The 15,815-nt window shown below is 73.5% G+C and carries 17 protein-coding genes; 6 read left to right on the top strand and 11 right to left on the bottom strand.

Annotation, left to right across the window (positions count from 1 at the left end; all coding sequences use genetic code 11):
* Positions 1-13: 13 nt before the first annotated feature.
* Both AC3EUV_RS01535 and AC3EUV_RS01530 read right to left on the bottom strand, forming a co-directional pair.
* A complete protein-coding gene (locus tag AC3EUV_RS01535) occupies positions 14-1,228 on the bottom strand; it encodes an aminotransferase class I/II-fold pyridoxal phosphate-dependent enzyme (protein ID WP_435601929.1) in 1,215 nt (404 codons plus the stop codon).
* A 127-nt stretch (positions 1,229-1,355) separates the two neighbouring features.
* Positions 1,356-1,805 carry a GNAT family N-acetyltransferase gene (locus AC3EUV_RS01530; protein WP_432140516.1) on the bottom strand — a complete coding sequence of 150 codons (450 nt, stop codon included), beginning with the start codon at positions 1,803-1,805 and terminating at the stop codon, positions 1,356-1,358.
* A 135-nt stretch (positions 1,806-1,940) separates the two neighbouring features.
* Between AC3EUV_RS01530 and AC3EUV_RS01525 the strand changes: the two genes are divergently transcribed.
* The 4 genes from AC3EUV_RS01525 (at position 1,941) to AC3EUV_RS01510 (ending at position 6,152) form a co-directional block, all read left to right on the top strand.
* Positions 1,941-3,422, top strand: coding sequence for a bifunctional phosphatase PAP2/diacylglycerol kinase family protein (locus AC3EUV_RS01525; protein WP_432140515.1), 1,482 nt, complete (start codon positions 1,941-1,943; stop codon positions 3,420-3,422).
* Between the two features lie 155 nt (positions 3,423-3,577).
* Complete coding sequence (locus AC3EUV_RS01520) at positions 3,578-4,393, top strand: class I SAM-dependent methyltransferase (RefSeq protein WP_435601928.1); 816 nt, start codon at positions 3,578-3,580, stop codon at positions 4,391-4,393.
* 183 nt (positions 4,394-4,576) lie between these two features.
* Positions 4,577-5,755 (top strand): CapA family protein, encoded by a 1,179-nt coding sequence (locus tag AC3EUV_RS01515; protein ID WP_432140513.1) that lies wholly within the window; start codon positions 4,577-4,579, stop codon positions 5,753-5,755.
* A 37-nt stretch (positions 5,756-5,792) separates the two neighbouring features.
* Entirely contained in the window at positions 5,793-6,152 is a 360-nt protein-coding gene (locus AC3EUV_RS01510; RefSeq protein WP_042161205.1) for a VOC family protein, read from the top strand.
* Positions 6,153-6,179: 27 nt separating this feature from the next.
* Here AC3EUV_RS01510 and AC3EUV_RS01505 read toward each other — a convergent pair whose 3' ends face one another.
* Entirely contained in the window at positions 6,180-7,103 is a 924-nt protein-coding gene (locus AC3EUV_RS01505; protein WP_435601927.1) for an NADP-dependent oxidoreductase, read from the bottom strand.
* A 112-nt stretch (positions 7,104-7,215) separates the two neighbouring features.
* A complete protein-coding gene (locus AC3EUV_RS01500) occupies positions 7,216-7,962 on the bottom strand; it encodes an AraC family transcriptional regulator (protein ID WP_435601926.1) in 747 nt (248 codons plus the stop codon).
* 88 nt (positions 7,963-8,050) lie between these two features.
* Here AC3EUV_RS01500 and AC3EUV_RS01495 point away from each other — a divergent pair, with 88 nt between their 5' ends.
* Positions 8,051-9,196, top strand: coding sequence for a MalY/PatB family protein (locus AC3EUV_RS01495; protein WP_435601925.1), 1,146 nt, complete (start codon positions 8,051-8,053; stop codon positions 9,194-9,196).
* A gap of 37 nt (positions 9,197-9,233) precedes the next feature.
* On the opposite strand, the gene AC3EUV_RS01490 is transcribed toward AC3EUV_RS01495, so the two are convergent.
* From AC3EUV_RS01490 to AC3EUV_RS01475, 4 genes are all read right to left on the bottom strand, one after another.
* Complete coding sequence (locus AC3EUV_RS01490) at positions 9,234-11,261, bottom strand: DUF5107 domain-containing protein (protein ID WP_432140509.1); 2,028 nt, start codon at positions 11,259-11,261, stop codon at positions 9,234-9,236.
* Between the two features lie 108 nt (positions 11,262-11,369).
* On the bottom strand, positions 11,370-12,275 hold the full coding sequence (locus AC3EUV_RS01485) for an arginase family protein (protein WP_432140508.1): 906 nt from the start codon (positions 12,273-12,275) through the stop codon (positions 11,370-11,372).
* Positions 12,276-12,507: 232 nt separating this feature from the next.
* Positions 12,508-12,738 carry a DUF7848 domain-containing protein gene (locus tag AC3EUV_RS01480; RefSeq protein ID WP_488187826.1) on the bottom strand — a complete coding sequence of 77 codons (231 nt, stop codon included), beginning with the start codon at positions 12,736-12,738 and terminating at the stop codon, positions 12,508-12,510.
* The gene (locus AC3EUV_RS01475) at positions 12,735-12,932 is read right to left on the bottom strand and encodes a hypothetical protein (RefSeq protein ID WP_432140507.1); all 198 of its coding nucleotides are present in this window, start codon (positions 12,930-12,932) and stop codon (positions 12,735-12,737) included. Before AC3EUV_RS01475 ends, AC3EUV_RS01480 begins: the two co-directional genes overlap by 4 nt.
* 156 nt (positions 12,933-13,088) lie before the next feature.
* On the opposite strand from AC3EUV_RS01475, the gene AC3EUV_RS01470 reads away from it, so the two are divergent.
* Positions 13,089-13,811 carry a GntR family transcriptional regulator gene (locus AC3EUV_RS01470; protein WP_432140506.1) on the top strand — a complete coding sequence of 241 codons (723 nt, stop codon included), beginning with the start codon at positions 13,089-13,091 and terminating at the stop codon, positions 13,809-13,811.
* 32 nt (positions 13,812-13,843) lie between these two features.
* Here the strand turns inward: AC3EUV_RS01470 and AC3EUV_RS01465 are convergent, their stop codons facing one another.
* The 3 genes from AC3EUV_RS01465 to AC3EUV_RS01455 form a co-directional block, all read right to left on the bottom strand.
* Positions 13,844-14,218, bottom strand: coding sequence for a glyoxalase superfamily protein (locus AC3EUV_RS01465; protein WP_432140505.1), 375 nt, complete (start codon positions 14,216-14,218; stop codon positions 13,844-13,846).
* 55 nt (positions 14,219-14,273) lie between these two features.
* The gene (locus AC3EUV_RS01460) at positions 14,274-14,846 is read right to left on the bottom strand and encodes a GNAT family N-acetyltransferase (protein WP_432140504.1); all 573 of its coding nucleotides are present in this window, start codon (positions 14,844-14,846) and stop codon (positions 14,274-14,276) included.
* Positions 14,847-14,911: 65 nt separating this feature from the next.
* Positions 14,912-15,805 carry a DUF2867 domain-containing protein gene (locus tag AC3EUV_RS01455; protein ID WP_435601924.1) on the bottom strand — a complete coding sequence of 298 codons (894 nt, stop codon included), beginning with the start codon at positions 15,803-15,805 and terminating at the stop codon, positions 14,912-14,914.
* Positions 15,806-15,815: the final 10 nt, after the last annotated feature.

Here is a 15,815-nt window from a genome sequence, read left to right as displayed (position 1 = left end):
CGCCGGGCGGCGGTCAGCCGTCCGCGGACGTCGTGAGTCCGGCCAGGGCACGGGACAGCGCGGTCAACGCCTCGGTGATGTGCGGGAGTTCCAGCGGATCGGGGGCCGCCAGGGCACGCCGTCGCTGCTCCCGGTCGGCGCCCAGCAGCACCTCGGCGCCGAGCCGTACCCGCAGGGCGCCCGGCGCGTCACCGAAGCGGTGTCCGCCGCGCGCCGCCCAGGGCGCCAACTTCCGTTCCAGCGCGTGCGATTCCACGATCCCGCGGGCCCCGAGGGGACGGCGCAGCGGTTCGAAGTCGGCGTACAGATGGCTGCCGGAGTGCGGCGGCCGGCAGACCGCGCCGGCCTCGGTGACGGTGTGGTGGAGCGCCGCGGCGAGCGCGCCGTACACCCGGGCGACGGTGGCCGTCCGGGCGCGCACCTCCTCGGGCTCGCCGAGTGCATGGGTGACGGCGCAGCCCAGCGGCCCCGGGAGCGGCGTACGGGACGCGGCGAGCGCGTCCAGCACGGCGGCCCGGAGGGCGGCGCCCCGGTCGGTGCCGGGGAAGCGGGCCAGTGCGGCGGGCCAGGAGGCGGGCACCAGCGTGGCCCGCAGGTCGGTGAGCACCACGACCCCGTCGGGCAGCATCTCGGCGGGGCTGAGCAGCACGGTGTCATGCGGATCGTGCAGCAGATCGCGGCGGGTCTCGTCGCTGATGACCCAGAGCCCTTCGTCCGCCGCCGCCTCACAGACCTCGTGCAGCTGTTCCGGCGCGGGGCAGGTGCCGGTGGGGTCGTCGGCGACGGACAGGACCAGCACGCGGGGGGTGTCGCCGTCCATCCGGGCCCGGCGGACGGTCTCCAGCAGCGCGAACGGGTCGGGCATCCCGCCCGATTCCGCCGGTACGGGGGCGAGGTGCACCGGCCGGCCGAGCAGCCGGGCGGGGGGTGCGTACGACGCGGAGCAGGGCCGCGGCAGCACCACCGCCCCGCCGGCCGCCGCGTACAGCGCGAGGAGCAGGGCCGGCGCGCCGGGGGCGGCGAGCACCCGGTCGGGGGTGGTGGCCAGGCCGCGGCGTTCCCAGTAACCGCAGGCGGCGGTGCGCAGCGGCGCGGCGCCGCCCAGGGGTTCGGCCTCGGTGCGGTCGGCGGCCGCGGAGAGGTGCGCGGCGAGTTCCGGGAGGACCGGCAGGCCCACCGGCGGATCCAGGTCCGGCTCGTGCTGCGGATCCCGGGCGGTCCGCTGCATCCGTACCTCCACTCCACGACGGCGGGTCGATCATGGGCCCATCACATGAAGGGCGGCACCGCCCACCTTGGCAGATCACGGGGGTGGCGACGGGGGGCGACACGTCAGCGGAGGGTGGGACCGGCGCTCAATCCGCCGGGCGTACCGGCGGCGCCGCGTAGCGATGCACCGTCACCACCTCGCCGGCGCCCCAGTCCTGCGGCTCGGTGGCGCGGCGCAGCCAGCCCAGCCGCTCGTAGAGGGCGATGGCCGCGGTGTCGGTGGTCTTCACCTCCAGTACGGGCCGCAGGCCGCGGGCCGCCGCCTCCGCCTCGACGGCGCGCAGCAGCCGGCCGCCGAGGCCCGCACCGCGGGCGGCGGGTGCGACATAGAGCCGGCTGACCTCGGGGCCGCACAGCGCCGCATGACCGGCGACCGTGCCGTCCGCCTCGGCGACCCAGGCGGCGGTCAGCCCGTCGGGGGTCAGCCAGCGCGCCGGGTCGTCCGGCCAGTGGTGCGGATAGCCGCTGTGGGTGTGCACCTCGGCCAGTACGGCCACACAGGCGTCGAGGTCGCGGTCCTGGCGTCTCCTGATCATGGGGGCAGGGAAGCACAGCCGCCGGGAGGGCCGACGCGGGGGCCGCCCGAGGAGGGACGGCTGCGCGGCGCCGCGCGCGGGGCCTCCGCTGCCGGGTCCTGCCTGTTCCGGGCGGTCTGGGGTACAAGGTGGCGCATGCGAACGCGACTGACCCATATCGACCGGCGGACCTTTGACGTGATTGCGGCGCGCGAATGGCCGGGCGCGCAGCGGGTGCTGCCCCGGCTGACCCGGAGCGCCAACCACGGGCTGCTGTGGTTCGGCCTCGCGGCCGGTGCAGCCGCGCTCGGAGGCCGGCCGATGCGCCGGGCCGCGCTGCGCGGAGTGGCCTCGCTGGCCGTGGCGTCGGCGACGGTGAACACCCTCGGCAAGCGCTCGGTCCGGCGGCAGCGCCCGCTGCTGGACGCGGTGCCGGTGATACGGCAGCTGCACCGCCAGCCCCTCACCTCGTCCTTCCCTTCCGGGCACGCGGCCTCGGCGGTGGCGTTCGCGACCGGGGTGGCCATGGAGAACAAGTGGTGGGGGCTGGCGCTGGCGCCGGTCGCCGCGTCGGTGGCGTTCTCCCGCGTCTATACGGGCGTGCACTATCCGGGTGATGTGCTGGCGGGGGCGGCGCTGGGGGCCGGCGCGGCGTTCGCGGTGCGCGGTTTCGCACCGACCCGCGCCCAGCTGGCGCCGCCGGCCCGGCCGCGTGCGGAGGCGCCCGCGCTGCCGGGCGGCCGCGGTCTGGTCGTGGTGGCGAACCAGGGCTCGGGACAGCGCTCCGGTCCCCGCCCGGACCGGGCCGAGGAGGTGCACGGGGTACTGCCGCAGGCCGAGGTGACGGTGTGCGGCGAGCCGGACGGGCCGTCGCTGGACAAGGCCCTCGAAGATGCCGCGGAACGGGCCAGAGCGCTGGGTGGCGCGCTGGGCGTGCTCGGCGGGGACGGCACCGTCAACGCCGCGGCGGCGGTCGCGGTTCGGCACGGGCTGCCGCTCGCGGTGCTGCCCGGCGGCACGCTGAACCACTTCGCGTACGACCTCGGGATCGAGACGTATGCGGCGGCTGCCCGCGCCGTGGAGACCGGGGAGGCCGTCGCGGTGGATGCGGCGCGCTTCCGGGCCGGGCCGCATCTGGAGGGGCGGCAGTTCCTCAACACCTTCTCGATCGGCGCGTATCCGGAGCTGGTGCGGATCCGCGAGCGGTGGGCGGGCCGGATCGGGGCCTGGCCGGCCGGGGTGCTGGCGGCCTGGGAGGTGCTGCGCACCGCCGAGCCGCTGACCCTGCGGATCAATGGCGAGCGGCGCGCCGTATGGCTGCTGTTCGTCGGCAACTGCCAGTACCGGGGGCTGGGGTTCGCGCCGGTGCGGCGGCACGACCTGGCGGACGGGGTGCTCGATGTACGGGTGGTGCACGGCGGCCGGCTGGCCCGCACCCGGCTGCTCCTCGCGGCCCTGTCGGGCACCCCGCGCAGCACCCCGGTGCTCGGTGAGGCGCGGCTGTCCCGGCTGCGGATCAGCGACCTCCCGGAGGGCACCACGCTGGCTTTCGACGGCGAAGTCGCCCACGCACCCGGTGAGTTGACGCTGGACAAGCAGAAGGAGGCGCTGACGGTCTATCGCCTGCTGCCCGAATGATGAGATGCCACTCTCATCATTCGGGATGGCGGCGTACGGTGTGATCACCACGCCGAGGGGCGGCCGCAGCGTGGCGCGGGCGGCCGCCCGGACGGCGACCGGGGGTGCCGCCGTACGCCGTCCGGTCGCCCTCCCCGTACGCGAAGGAGCCGACCATGCCGCAGGAATCCGCCGTCTACACCCATGGCCACCACGAGTCCGTACTGCGCTCCCACACCTGGCGCACCGCCGCCAACTCGGCCGGATACCTGCTCGACTCGCTGCGTCCGCACATGCAGATCCTGGACATCGGCTGCGGCCCCGGCACCATCACCGCCGATCTGGCCGCGCTGGTGCCGGACGGCCAGGTCACCGGCCTGGAGTACGCACCGGGGGTCCTGGAGCAGGCGCGCGCCACGGCCGCCGGCCGCGGGCTGACGAACGTCGGCTTCGCGGTCGGGGATGTCCACGCACTGGACTACCCCGATGACACCTTCTGCGTGGTGCACGCCCATCAAGTCCTCCAGCACGTGGGCGATCCCGTCCAGGCGCTGCGCGAGATGCGCCGGGTCACCAGGCCGGGCGGGATCGTCGCCGTCCGCGATTCGGACTACGCGGCGATGACCTGGTACCCGGAGACCGACGGGATGACCGACTGGCTGCGGCTGTACCAGCGGGTGGCCCGCGCCAACGGGGGCGAGCCGGACGCCGGACGCCGGCTGCACGCCTGGGCGCGGCAGGCCGGTTTCGCCCCCGACGCGATCACCGCCACGGCCGCCACCTGGCTCTTCCACACCCCCGAGGAGCGGTCATGGTGGAGCGAGCTGTGGGCGGACCGCACGGTCAGCTCCTCGTATGCGCAACGCGCGCTGGACGGCGGGCACGCCACGGCGGAGCAGCTGCAACGGATCGCACGGGTCTGGCGGTCCTGGGGCGCCGACGAGGACGGCTGGTTCGGCATCCTGCACGGCGAGATCCTCTGCCGGGTCTGAAGGGGCGGGGCTCCGGCCGGCGGCTCACCCGTCCCGGCCCAGCGCTGCACGGACCACCCACCGCACCCCGGCCCGGCACGGATCCCCCTCCGCACCACTCGGCCGCCCCCTCACTCCCTCCGACGGCCCAGCCACACCCCCTCCCCGGCGGATAAATCCTATTAGTCCCGATATGGATGGGGAGTGACCCCTCAACGACGCTTGACCGCGATAGCCGCGCTGACCCTCCTGGCGGTGGGCTGCGGAACCCAGCAGCCCACCGGCCCCGCACGCTCCGCGCCGTCCGCCCCACCCGGCGGCGCCCGGGCCTCCGCCGCGGCCGGCTTCACCCTCCTGGCCACCGGCGATGTACTGCCGCACGGCGAGATCATCCGGCGGTCCGGCGATGACGCGCACGGCGACGGCCATGACTTCCGTGCCATGTTCGCCGGGGTGAAGCCGGCGGTCTCCGGCGCCGACCTGGCGATCTGCCATATGGAGACGATCTACGGCAAGGACGGCGGGCCGTTCACCGGCTACCCCAGTTTCAAGTCCCCGCCCCAGGTCGCCGCCGCCCTCAAGGACGCCGGTTACGACTCCTGCTCCACCGCCTCCAACCACACCCTCGACGACGGCACGGACGGAGTGCACCGCACCCTCGGCGCCATGGACGCGGTCGGTCTGCGCCATGCGGGCTCGGCCCGCTCCGCCGCCGAGGCTTCCCGGGTCACGCTGCTGCGGGCCGGCCCCGCGAAGGTCGCCCAGCTCTCGTACACCTACGGCACCAACGGCATACCCCTGCCCGGCAAGGCGCCCTGGACGGTGAATCTGATCGACCGCGAGAAGATCCTCACCGATGCCCGTGCGGCCCGCCGGGCCGGTGCGGACGTGGTGGTCGTCAGCATCCACTGGGGCACGGAGTGGCAGCAGCCGCCGGACGAGCAACAGCGCACCCTGGCCCGCGCGCTGACCGCCGCACGCACCGGCGGACGGCCCGACATCGATCTGATCCTGGGCACCCACGCGCATGTCCCGCAGCCCTACGAGAAGGTCAATGGCACCTGGGTCGTCTACGGGATGGGCGACCAGCTGGCGGGCCACATGTTCAACCACAGCGACCAGCCGGACGGCCGCGGCAACCAGAGCTCGATGGCCCGCTTCACCTTCGCCGGCCCGTCAACTCCCGGCGGGCGCTGGACGGTCCGCAAGGCGGAGTTCCTCCCCCAGCTCACCGATGTGAACGACGGCTTCCGGGTCGTGAACCTCAATGCGGCGCTGGCCGGGCAGCCCGGACGCGGCGACTACGCACGGGCCCGGGACAGCATCCGGGAGATCGTGCTGTCGCGGGGCGCGGCGAAGAGCGGTCTGATCATGGCCAAGTGATCGCGGACCGGCAGGTCCCCCAACTAGGGTGGTCCGTATGGACATTCTGGGGACCTCATTGCGGGTGTGCGTCGGTGATCTCGATTCCGCGATCGGCGTCTACGAGCGCCTGACCGGCGCCGAGGCGATCCGCTTCCAGCGCGGCGGGGTGGCCGTCGCGGCCGTCGGATGCTTCTTCCTGATGAGCGGCCCCGAGGCGGAGTTGTCGGTGCTGCGCAAGATCACGGCAACCCTCGCCGTCAAGGACGTCGACGAAGCGGTCGCCGACCTGAAGGCGGTCGGCGCCGACATCATCGCCGGCCCGCTGCCCACCCCGATCGGCCGCAACCTGGTCGCCCGCCACCCGGACGGCTCGGTCTTCGAGTACGTGGACCGGAGGCAGGACGGGGAGGGGTAGGGCCCAGGACCGGCCCGGCGGATCGCATCAGGACACGTCCAGCACGATCTTGCCGCGGGTGCGGCCCGTCATGCTCTCGCGGAATGCCTCGGCCGCCTCGGACAGCGGGAAGGCGGACGCCACCGGCACGGTCAGCTTGCCGGCGTCCGCGAGGGCGCCGAGGGCGGTCAGATCGGCGGTGTCCGGGCGGACCCAGACCATGTGGCCGCCCTTGGCCTTGACCTCGCCGTCGGCGATGGAGGCCACCCGGCCGCGGTCCTTGAGCAGTTCCTGCGAGACGTCCACGACGCCGCCGCCGACGAAGTCCACGGCCGCGTCGACGCCTTCGGGGGCGAGCTCCCGCACCCGGCCGGCGAGGCCGTCACCGTATGTGACCGGATCGGCGCCCAGGGACCGCAGGAACTCATGGTTGCGCTCGCTGGCCGTGCCGATGACGCGGGCCCCCCGGGCGACCGCGATCTGGACGGCGAGCGAGCCGACACCACCCGCGGCGGCGTGCACCAGAACGGTCTCGCCGGCCGTCACACCGACCCGGTCGAGTGCCTGATAGGCCGTCAGCCCAGCGAGCGGAAGCCCGGCGGCCTGCTGCCAGTTGAGCGAGGCCGGCTTGGGTGCCAGGGTCCGGACCGGCGCGGCGACCAGTTCGGCGAACGTGCCGTGCTGCACCTCGTCCTTGCGGACATAGCCGATGACCTCGTCGCCGACCGCGTACTCGGTGGCGTCCGCGCCGACCGCCTCGACCACGCCCGCCACGTCCCACCCGGGGATGAGCGGGAAGTGCCCGTCCATCATCGGGTCCAGATAGCCCGCGAGGATCTTCCAGTCCACCGGATTGACCCCGGCCGCCTTGACCCGGATCAGGAACGAGTCCGGGCCCACCTTCGGATCGGGCTGGTCGGTGTAGGTGAGGACTTCGGGGCCGCCGTAGCTGTTCGCGATGATTGCCTTCATGGTCCGCTACAACGCGTGACGGCCGGGGTTCATTCCACGGTCGCGCGGACAGCCACCGAAATGGCGTACGAGGTGCGCGGGGGCCAGGGCGGGACCGGCTCGGCCCAGGTGGTCAGCGCCGGTCGCGGTGGGTGCCGGGGGTGTGGCCGAAGGCCCGGCGGAACACGTCGATGAAGGCGCTGCTGGAGGCCCAGCCGCAGCGGTGTGCCACGACGGTGACGGGGGTGTCCTCGGCCAGCAGGCGCAGGGCGTGGTGCAGTCGCAGCTGGGTGCGCCACTGCGGGAAGCTCATGCCGAATTCGGCCCGGCAGAGCCGGGTGAGGGTGCGCTCGCTGACCCCGGCGGTGGCGCCGAGTTGGGCCAGGGTCCGGGGGTCGGCCGGGTCGGCGCGGAGCAGGGCGCACACCGCGACCAGGCGCGGGTCGGTGGCGGCGGGCACGTGGAGCGGCTGCTCGGGCGAGTGGCGGAGCTCGTCGAGCAGGACGGCCCGCAGGCGGCGGCGTGCGGCTCCGGGGCCGTCGGGCCGCGCGCTGTAGGCGAGGATCAGCTCGCGCAGCAGCGGGCCGACCTTGAGGACCGCGGGCCGGTCCAGGCGCAGCGGGTTGTCCCGCACCGGCAGGCCCACCAGGTGGAGGTCGGTGTCGCCATGGGCGCGGTGCTCATGCACGGTGCCGGCCGGGATCCAGAGGGCCCGGGTGGCGGGGGCGATCCAGCTGCCCGCCTCGGTGGTGACGGACAGTACGCCGCGGCCCGCGTAGACGATCTGGTGCTCGTCATGGCGGTGCGCGTCGACGCCGGTACCGGCGGGCAGCGGTCGCAGGCCGGTGACCAGGCGCGGGGTATGGCGGTTTTTCGGCATTGCTTGTCAATTTATCGGAAGCGGACGGCTTCCCGCGGCGCCGATCATCGAGGAGCGACGGCAGACCGGACCACCTTCAGGAGTCTCCATGGCCCATCTCTCGATCCCCCCTCTGACCGAGCTGAGGAAGCGCCGGAGCGCGAAATGGCGGACCTTCCCGGACGACGTACTGCCCCTCCCGGTCGCGGAGATGGACTTCCCGCTGGCCGGGCCGGTCGCCGAGGTCCTCCATGAGGCGGTCGGCCGGTCGGACACCGGATATGCGGCGCCGACCCGCGAACTGGCGGACGCGGTGCGCAACTACGCCCGGCGCAGCTGGGGTTGGCGGATCGACGCCGACGGGGTGCGCACCGTCGCCGACGTCGGGATCGGTGTCGTCGAGGTGCTGCGCCGGGTCGTCAGCGCGGGTGACCGGGTGGTGATCAGCCCGCCGGTGTACGAGCCGTTCTCCTGGTGGATACGTGAGGTCGGGGCCCATGTCGTGGAGGCGCCGCTGGCCGAGGGGCCAGGAGGATGGCGGCTCGACCCGGACGCCCTGGAACGGGCCTTCGCCGACCATGCCACGGCGTATGTGCTGTGCAATCCGCACAACCCCATGGGCCTTGTGCACCGGCGCGAGGACCTAATGGTGGTCGCCGAGCTGGCCGACAAGTACGGCGTCCATGTGCTGTCCGACGAGATCCATGCCCCGCTCGTCCTGCCGGGCGCCGAGTTCGTGCCGTTCCTGTCGGTGTCGGAGGAGGCGAGGCGCTGGGGCTTCTCGTTCCTGTCCGCCAGCAAGGGCTGGAATCTGGCCGGGCTCAAGGCGGCCGTCGTCGTCACCGCCGACCCGGCGACGAAGCGGTATGTCGACCGGCTGTCGCCCCACTCGCTCTATCGCACCGGGCACCTCGGCGTGCTCGCGACGGTGGCCGCGTTCAACGACGGAGGCCCCTGGCTCGCCGACGCCTTGGAAGTGCTCGACCACAACCGGCGGCTCCTGGGAGACCTGTTGGGGAAGCTGCTGCCCGACGTGCGCTACCGGCAGCCGCAGGCGGGCTTTCTGGCCTGGCTCGACTTCCGCGCGCTCGGCTGGGGCGACGACCCCGGCGCGCATCTCCTGGCCACCGCCCGGGTCGCCCTCAACGCCGGGCACCGTTACGGCCCTTCCGGCAACGGCTTCGCGCGGCTGAACTTCGGCTGCGCCCCGGAGACGCTCACCGAGGCTCTCCGCCGTATCGCCGCGGTCTCCTGAGATCGGTTGCTCCGGGGCGCGTTCGGCCACTCCCCTACTACACCGGCCGCATCCGGTACTCGTAGCGCTCCGGGAGCGGATGCGCGGACCGGGCCGCGGCGCGGACCTCCTCGGTGACCGGGCCGCCGCCCGCGACCAGTTGCTCGGCGATGGCGTACCAGGTGTCGCCGAGCACCTCGTCGCCCTCCCGCAGACCGGCGATCTCGAAGCCGGCCTCGAAGATCTCCCGGGCCGCGGCCGGCTGCCCCTGGGCGAGCAGCACCTGTGCGGTCAGCAGCCGGAAGCGGCCGTCGGCGGGGTCGGCCGGCCGCAGGCCCGCGAGCAGCTGCGCGGCCTCCTCCGTACGCCCGGCCGCGAGCAGCGCGGGCACCGCCTCCCGGGCGAGCGCCGGCAGCACCACCCGCCAGGCGCGGGCGGCCGGGTCCGGTGCCGAGGCCGCCCGTGCCGCTTCGGCGCAGGCCTGCGCATACCGGTCGGCGGCGCGGGCCGGCTCGCCCGCCGCGGACTCGGCGACGGCCAGGCAGTACAGCGGCAGACAGCCGGCGCCGTGCCCGAGGGCCCGCTCCCAGCTGCGGACGGCCTGGGCGCGGTCGCCGGCCTGCCACTGGGCGAGCCCCAGGTGGTAGTCGGTGGACGGGCCGGACGGTGCGGACTCCAGCAGATCGCGCCAGGGCGGCGCGGTCAGCACCGGTCCGGGCACCGGGCCGCCGGCCGGCAGGTCCCCGGTTCTCAGCAGCGTCAGCCATGGCTCCTGCTCGGCGCCCAGGGTGGCCGGGCCGAAGGGCGTACCGGGCAGGTCCAGTCCCGTGCGGGCCACCTCCAGTGCGCCCCAGCCCGAGCCGGTGGCCAGCGACTCCTTGGGTTCCTGATCGGCGTACGGCCGCCAGGCGGCGTAGGCGGCCTCGACCTCCGCCCGGGGCAGGGCGGCCTCCAGCCGGGCCGCGACCTCTTCGCGGGCCGCGCCCCAGTCCGCGCCGTGCACCACCGCGGGCTCGGTGTCCAGCGGCCCGTACGCCTCCAGCCAGCTGAACTCGCCACCGGCGTCCAGCGGCACATGCTCCAGCTGGGTACGGGCCAGCCCCGCCTGGATCTCGGCATAGCCGCCGCTGCCCGGTTCGGTGAGCCACTGCTGCCAGCGCCGCCCGGCCGGCCCCGCGCCCCACAGGAAGAGCTTGCGGCCGCGCAGGGTGTCGGTGGAGGTCTGCACCAGACCGCGGCCGTCGGCGTCGAGGGAGGTGACCCAGCGGCGGGCGCCGTCGGGCACGTCGTAGAAGTAGTCGGCGGGGTAGGTGCTGCGCAGCGGGTAACTGCGGTCGGTGCCGTCGGCGCCGGGGAACGGGACGCGGCGCAGGGTCCGTTCGTAGCCGAAGTGCCAGGCCGCGTCGGCGGGGGCCAGGACGCGGGTGTGCTCCCCTTCGGGCACGGCGGTGTTGGACCACCAGTAGACCGGCACATTGTGGTGGTGCGGATTGCGGATGCGCACGCCCACATGGAGGAAGTCGGAGCCCTCGGGCAGCCACAGGTCCACCTGGAAGGGCAGATCGCGCAGCCGCTCCCACTCCCACAGCCGCAGCATTTCCCCGCCGTCCGGCGCCGGGACCCGGGCGGCGTGCAGCGGGGCGCAGGAGAGCGTGGTGTGTCCGGTGGCGCCGATGTTCCACTCGATACCGCCGGAGAACCAGGCACCGTTGAGGGCGAACGCCGCGGGCTGCAACACCGGGTTGCGGTACAGGAGTTCCCGGCCGGTGGGCTTGTGGTGCAGGGAGTACACCCGGCCGCCGAGGCCGGGCAGGACGGTGGCGCGCAGCCGGTCGTTCTCCAGGACCAGCGCATCGAGGTCGGTGTGACGGCGGGACCGGCCGTAGCCGTCGCGCAGCGGGGCGGGCAGGATCGAGCGCAGCGGTGCACAGCCGAGCTGCCGCGCCATGTCGGCGGGCAGTCCGGCGTCCTGGGGGACCTCGATGTGGTGCACGTCCTGACCGGCCCGCAGCGCGGGGAGGGGGTTGTCCGGGCCGAGGGGGGCGGCGGGGAGGGTCAGGGTGGTGCGTCGCACACTCGTGGCCACGGTTGCCTCGCAATGCTGGACCGGGCCACCTCGGCTGCGGCGGCCTCCTGTTGACCATGGAACCGCGTGATCGCCGGTCTGCACAGGGTCTCTCGGGGCCGGGCGAGGTCAGGGTTGCGCAAAGACACTCTCAAGGAGATCGGCGAGCAGCGCCGCGCCGGTCCCTTCGGGGTCGCGGTCCGGGTCGTAGATGGTGACGTTGATGCCGGCACAGCGCGGCGAGGCGGCCAACGGGCCCAGCAGCGCCCGGAGTTCCTCGGTGAGCAGGCCGCCGGGGTCGGGGCTGTCGACGGCCGGCATGACGGACGGGTCGAGGACATCGGCGTCGAGATGGATCCAGAAGCCGTCGAGGTGCGCGCGCTGGAAGTGGGTGAGGACGTCGCGGGCCACCGCCTCCGGGCCGCGCCGCCGGATCTCGCCGACGGGGGCGTGGCTGATGCCGAGGCCGGTCAACTCCTCCTGGTCCTCGTCCACATCGCGGATGCCGAGGACGCAGACGTCCTCGTCGCGGACGTACGGCCGCAGCCCGTCGAGGTCCGTGAGGTCCGCCTGGCCGCGCCCGGTGATCTGCGCCAGGCCCTCCCCGGCCGCCGCCCCGACCGGGCCGGAGACCGCCTCGTTGCCCGGGTGCCGGAAGTCGCCGTGCCCGTCGAGGTAGGCGACGCCGTAGCGCCCCAGCCGGCGCAGCGCGAGCACCGCGCCGAGCAGGATGCTGCAATCCCCGCCCAGCACCACCGGGAAGTCACCGCTGCCCACATGGCCCTCGATACGGGTCGCGAGCCGGCCCGTATAGGCGGCGAGGGCGGCGGCGTTGAAGTCGCCGTCGCCCTCCTTCCAGTCCCCCAGGTCGTAGCGCGGCGGCACCACCACACCGCCCTCCAGGGCACCGAGCCGGCGCAGCAGTCCCTGTTCGCGCAGTGCGCCCGCGAGCTTGTAGCAGCCGGGAACCGTGCCGGGCGCGGGCGGTCGCAGTCCCAGGTTGGAGGGGGCATCGATCAGTACGGTTCGGCGCATACCTTGATCGTCACACAGCCGCCGCGGAAATGGGGAGGCCCGGCGAGATGCGGCGAAATAGCCTGGCACTTCGGCTCATTGACGCGGAACGGAACGGAAGAGGGGCCCCGTAGCTGCCAAGCGCCCCGCTTCGAGGGTACGCCGTGGCCGGTGGCTGAGCGTCCGGCCGGGCTGCTGGCCTGGTGGGAGGGCACGCGGGTTGGGGGGCCTGTTCCGGCTGCCGGTGGGGGTGCTACTCGGTTCGGGTGACCTCAGCATGGTCAGTGACGACGCGTCTGAACAAGTCGTGGCCGGTGCATCCGGTGTGACGGAGTGCCCAGTCCTGTGCGACCTCTTGCGCGTCGTGGGGGCCGGATTCGGCGCTGCATCCGGCGGTGACACAGAACGTCTCATAGGTAATGCCGGCTTCGGGGGCGTGGCGGATGGTGTGGGTGATGTGCCGGTAGACGGCGCGGAGGCTCACTGGTGCCCCTCGGGGTGGCGTCGCAGGAAGACGTTGCAGTCGGTGACGGTGGTCAAGTCGCCAACCGTGCGGGCCCGGTCGCGTACGTTGGCCAGCTCGGCACAGCCCGCGCAGCCTTCGACGGGTGCCGGCTCCGGGCACAGCCGCAAGGGGAGTTCCACCGGATGGATCGAGTACCTGGTCGGCTCCGTCATTACGCATCGCCACCTTTCGAACGTCACATGGCTGACCTCTTGACAGGTCAGTGCTCTAGTTCAGTATTCGAGTGGCCGAAGCACTTCCGCTACGGTTCACCGCGCACTAGCGTGCTCTCACTGATGACACGTCAACTCGATGGAAGGGCAGGCCATATGCCCAGTCCCAAGACGTTCACGAAGATCGCGGATCACTTCCGGGAGCGCATCCTGTCGGGGGAGCTCGAGCCGGGGGCCAGGCTGCCGACGAACCGGGAGATCGCCGGGCAGTGGCAGGCCGCGGCCGCCACGGTGTCCCGCGCCTTGCAGGCCCTTCAGGTGGAGAACTTCATCCGCACCACCCCCCGGGGCACCTATGTCGCCGATGACCCGCGTTGGGCGCTGTCGGCTCGGGACCGGCTGGCCCGGGTCCAGCGGGTGAAGTCGTTCCTGGCGGAGGGTGAAACGAGCCGGGTGACGGCGGCCGAACTGATCGTTCCGCCGCTGTACGTGGCGGAGATCTTCGACCTGGAGCCCGGGGATCAGGTGGTGCGGCGTGAGTGGCTGGGCGGCCGGGGCAAGACGCGGACGGTGTTTGCGGTGACCTGGTATCCGGCCCCGTTCGCCGCCCTCGTGCCGGACCTGCTGAACACTGCCCCGGGGCGCAACCACGGGCTGTCGGCCCGGGTTCTGGAGGCGACCGGGCGCACGATCACGCACGCCCGTGACGACATGCACGCCCGTCCCGCCGACGCCCGCGAGGCGAGCGCCCTCGGACTGCCGGTCGGCTCTCCCATCCTGGCCGGCGCTCACCGCTGGTCGGATACGGAGGGGGTCATCGAGTACGGGGAGTGGTGCCTGCCGCCCCGGTTCACGATCGGCTACGAATACCAGCCATGAGCCGTCCCGTACGCCGGCGCGCTACCGCCGTGTCATCGCCCCGGACTCGGTTCGTTGAAGCGCAGCCGGTTCCCGAAGGGGTCGGTCAACGTGAGCGAGGTCCCGATCTCGTCCTGCTCCAGACCGGGGCGCAGATACGGGTAGTTCTTCCCGGCGAGTTCGGCGTGCAGGGCGCGCACCCCGCTCAGCTCGGTGTAGAGCGTGGAGCCGGGTGTCGCGTCGCCGTGGTGCTCCGACAGATGCAGCACGAGGTCACCGCGCGAGACCTGTGTGTAGAGCGGCATACCGGGCGCGAAACGGTGCTCCCAGTCGACCGTGCAGCCGAGGTAGTCGAGATAGAACTCATGGGCCTTGGTGACGTCGAAGATCCGGAAGACCGGCACGCTGCGCCGGAAGGTGATGGTCATGACGGACATCGCAGCACACGGCACTGACATCGCCGCACACCGCAGGGACCTCGCCTCATTCCGCAGGGACGTCGCCTCGTTCCGCCCGCCCGGAGACCATCTCGGCGGTGATCGCCCAGCGCTCGTGGTCGCGCCAGGCGCCGTCGATGAAGAGGAAGTCCGGGGAGAACCCCTCCAGCCGGAAGCCGGCCCGCTTGACCAGGGCGATCGACAGCTCGTTGGCCGGCTGGATGTTGACCTCCAGCCGGTGCAGCCCCAGCTGCGTGAAGGCGTGGTGGATCACCAGTCGCAGGCCCTCGCTCATCAGCCCGCGGCCGGCGGCGTGCGCGAAGGCGCCGTAGCCGATCGCGCCGCAGCGGAACGCGCCGTGCACGATGTTGTTGATCGTGAGGTAGCCGGCGATCCGGCCGTCGGCCCGCTCACAGATCAAGAACCCCTCGCGCTGCGGCTCCTGGAGCCGCAGCAGATAACCGTCGTACGCGGCGTCCGTGGCGGGCGGGAAGAGCCAGGGGCGGTGCAGCTCCGTGCTCTCGCGCGCGAGCGCGGTGAACTCTGCCCGGTCGGCGGCGGTGAAGTGCCGGATACCCACCCGCGGCCCGCGCGCGAGGTAGCGGTCGTTGCTCGTCATCGGCAGATCGTACGAAGGCCGGCAGCGGCAGGCCAGCCGGGCGGGCGGCGCGCCCGGCCCCTGTGTCACCCCCGGGCCGCCGCCCGCTCCCCCGCGGTCGGTGCGGCGAGCGCCAGCCGGCGGTGGAGGCGGCGCAGCATCAGCCGGGCCATGAAGGGGTGGAACCGGCGTACGAGGGCGAAGTAGAGCCGGCCGGCGGTGCGGTGGAGGCGGACGACCGTGCCGAGGGTGACCCGGCCGTCCGCGACCAGGACCGAGGCCCGGAAGTCCAGGTGCCGGGCGTCCGCGCCGAGCAGGATCTCCGCGTCGGTGCGCCCGACGACCGGGAAGGACTTGCCGCGCAGCACGCCCTCCCATGCCGCCGGTTCCTGCGGCATACCAGGCAGCAGATCCATCTGCCAGGCGTCCTGGAAGTCGGTACGCGGGAAGGCCCGGTGCGCCAGCCGGGCCGCGGCGGGGAGCTCGACGGCCCGGGGCCGGTCCCAGAGCAGCCGGTTGAACAGCCGTACCCGCGGGGACCGGCGGACCGGGGCCGCCACCCGGCCGGTGGCGACCCGTTCAATGTTGTCGAAGATCTCCTCCACGACGGTGCCGTGCACGGCCCGGAGCGCCAGTGACCACACCGCCGCCTTGGCCGGCCGGAGCCGGCTGTGCAGGACGTGCTCCACCCGGCAGCGGTCGGGTCCCAGGGGCCGGACGGTGATCTCGTGCCACCCGTCCTCACCGCCGGTGAAGTCGAAGCGGATATGGCGGCCGGGCTCGTACGCCGCGACGCGGTAGCGGACGAAGCCGTGCCCGCCGTCGGCGCCGACGCCCAGGGGGCGGTCGAAGCGCATCGGCGGCCAGACCGGCGTGGGGAAGAGCGGATCGTCCGCGCCGCCGAGCCGGTCGAGCAGCGCGCCGACGGCGTCGGCCGGGGCGTGGACGGTGCGGGCATGAACATCGCGGACGGTACGCACGGGGCACCTC

The sequence above is a fragment of the Streptomyces sp. bgisy130 genome, assembly GCF_057708345.1.
The sequence above is the reverse complement of the archived record's forward strand: the minus strand, read 5'-3'. Positions and strand labels throughout refer to the sequence as shown.

What these genes read in the sequence shown, in the direction of transcription:
- AC3EUV_RS01535 (WP_435601929.1), bottom strand. Translation starts at nt 1,228, where the DNA reads ATGCAGCGGACCGCCCGGGATCCGCAGCACGAGCCGGACCTGGATCCG.
- AC3EUV_RS01530 (WP_432140516.1), bottom strand. Translation starts at nt 1,805, where the DNA reads ATGATCAGGAGACGCCAGGACCGCGACCTCGACGCCTGTGTGGCCGTA.
- AC3EUV_RS01525 (WP_432140515.1), top strand. Translation starts at nt 1,941, where the DNA reads ATGCGAACGCGACTGACCCATATCGACCGGCGGACCTTTGACGTGATT.
- AC3EUV_RS01520 (WP_435601928.1), top strand. Translation starts at nt 3,578, where the DNA reads ATGCCGCAGGAATCCGCCGTCTACACCCATGGCCACCACGAGTCCGTA.
- AC3EUV_RS01510 (WP_042161205.1), top strand. Translation starts at nt 5,793, where the DNA reads ATGGACATTCTGGGGACCTCATTGCGGGTGTGCGTCGGTGATCTCGAT.
- AC3EUV_RS01505 (WP_435601927.1), bottom strand. Translation starts at nt 7,103, where the DNA reads ATGAAGGCAATCATCGCGAACAGCTACGGCGGCCCCGAAGTCCTCACC.
- AC3EUV_RS01500 (WP_435601926.1), bottom strand. Translation starts at nt 7,962, where the DNA reads ATGCCGAAAAACCGCCATACCCCGCGCCTGGTCACCGGCCTGCGACCG.
- AC3EUV_RS01495 (WP_435601925.1), top strand. Translation starts at nt 8,051, where the DNA reads ATGGCCCATCTCTCGATCCCCCCTCTGACCGAGCTGAGGAAGCGCCGG.
- AC3EUV_RS01485 (WP_432140508.1), bottom strand. Translation starts at nt 12,275, where the DNA reads ATGCGCCGAACCGTACTGATCGATGCCCCCTCCAACCTGGGACTGCGA.
- AC3EUV_RS01475 (WP_432140507.1), bottom strand. Translation starts at nt 12,932, where the DNA reads ATGACGGAGCCGACCAGGTACTCGATCCATCCGGTGGAACTCCCCTTG.
- AC3EUV_RS01470 (WP_432140506.1), top strand. Translation starts at nt 13,089, where the DNA reads ATGCCCAGTCCCAAGACGTTCACGAAGATCGCGGATCACTTCCGGGAG.
- AC3EUV_RS01465 (WP_432140505.1), bottom strand. Translation starts at nt 14,218, where the DNA reads ATGACCATCACCTTCCGGCGCAGCGTGCCGGTCTTCCGGATCTTCGAC.
- AC3EUV_RS01460 (WP_432140504.1), bottom strand. Translation starts at nt 14,846, where the DNA reads ATGACGAGCAACGACCGCTACCTCGCGCGCGGGCCGCGGGTGGGTATC.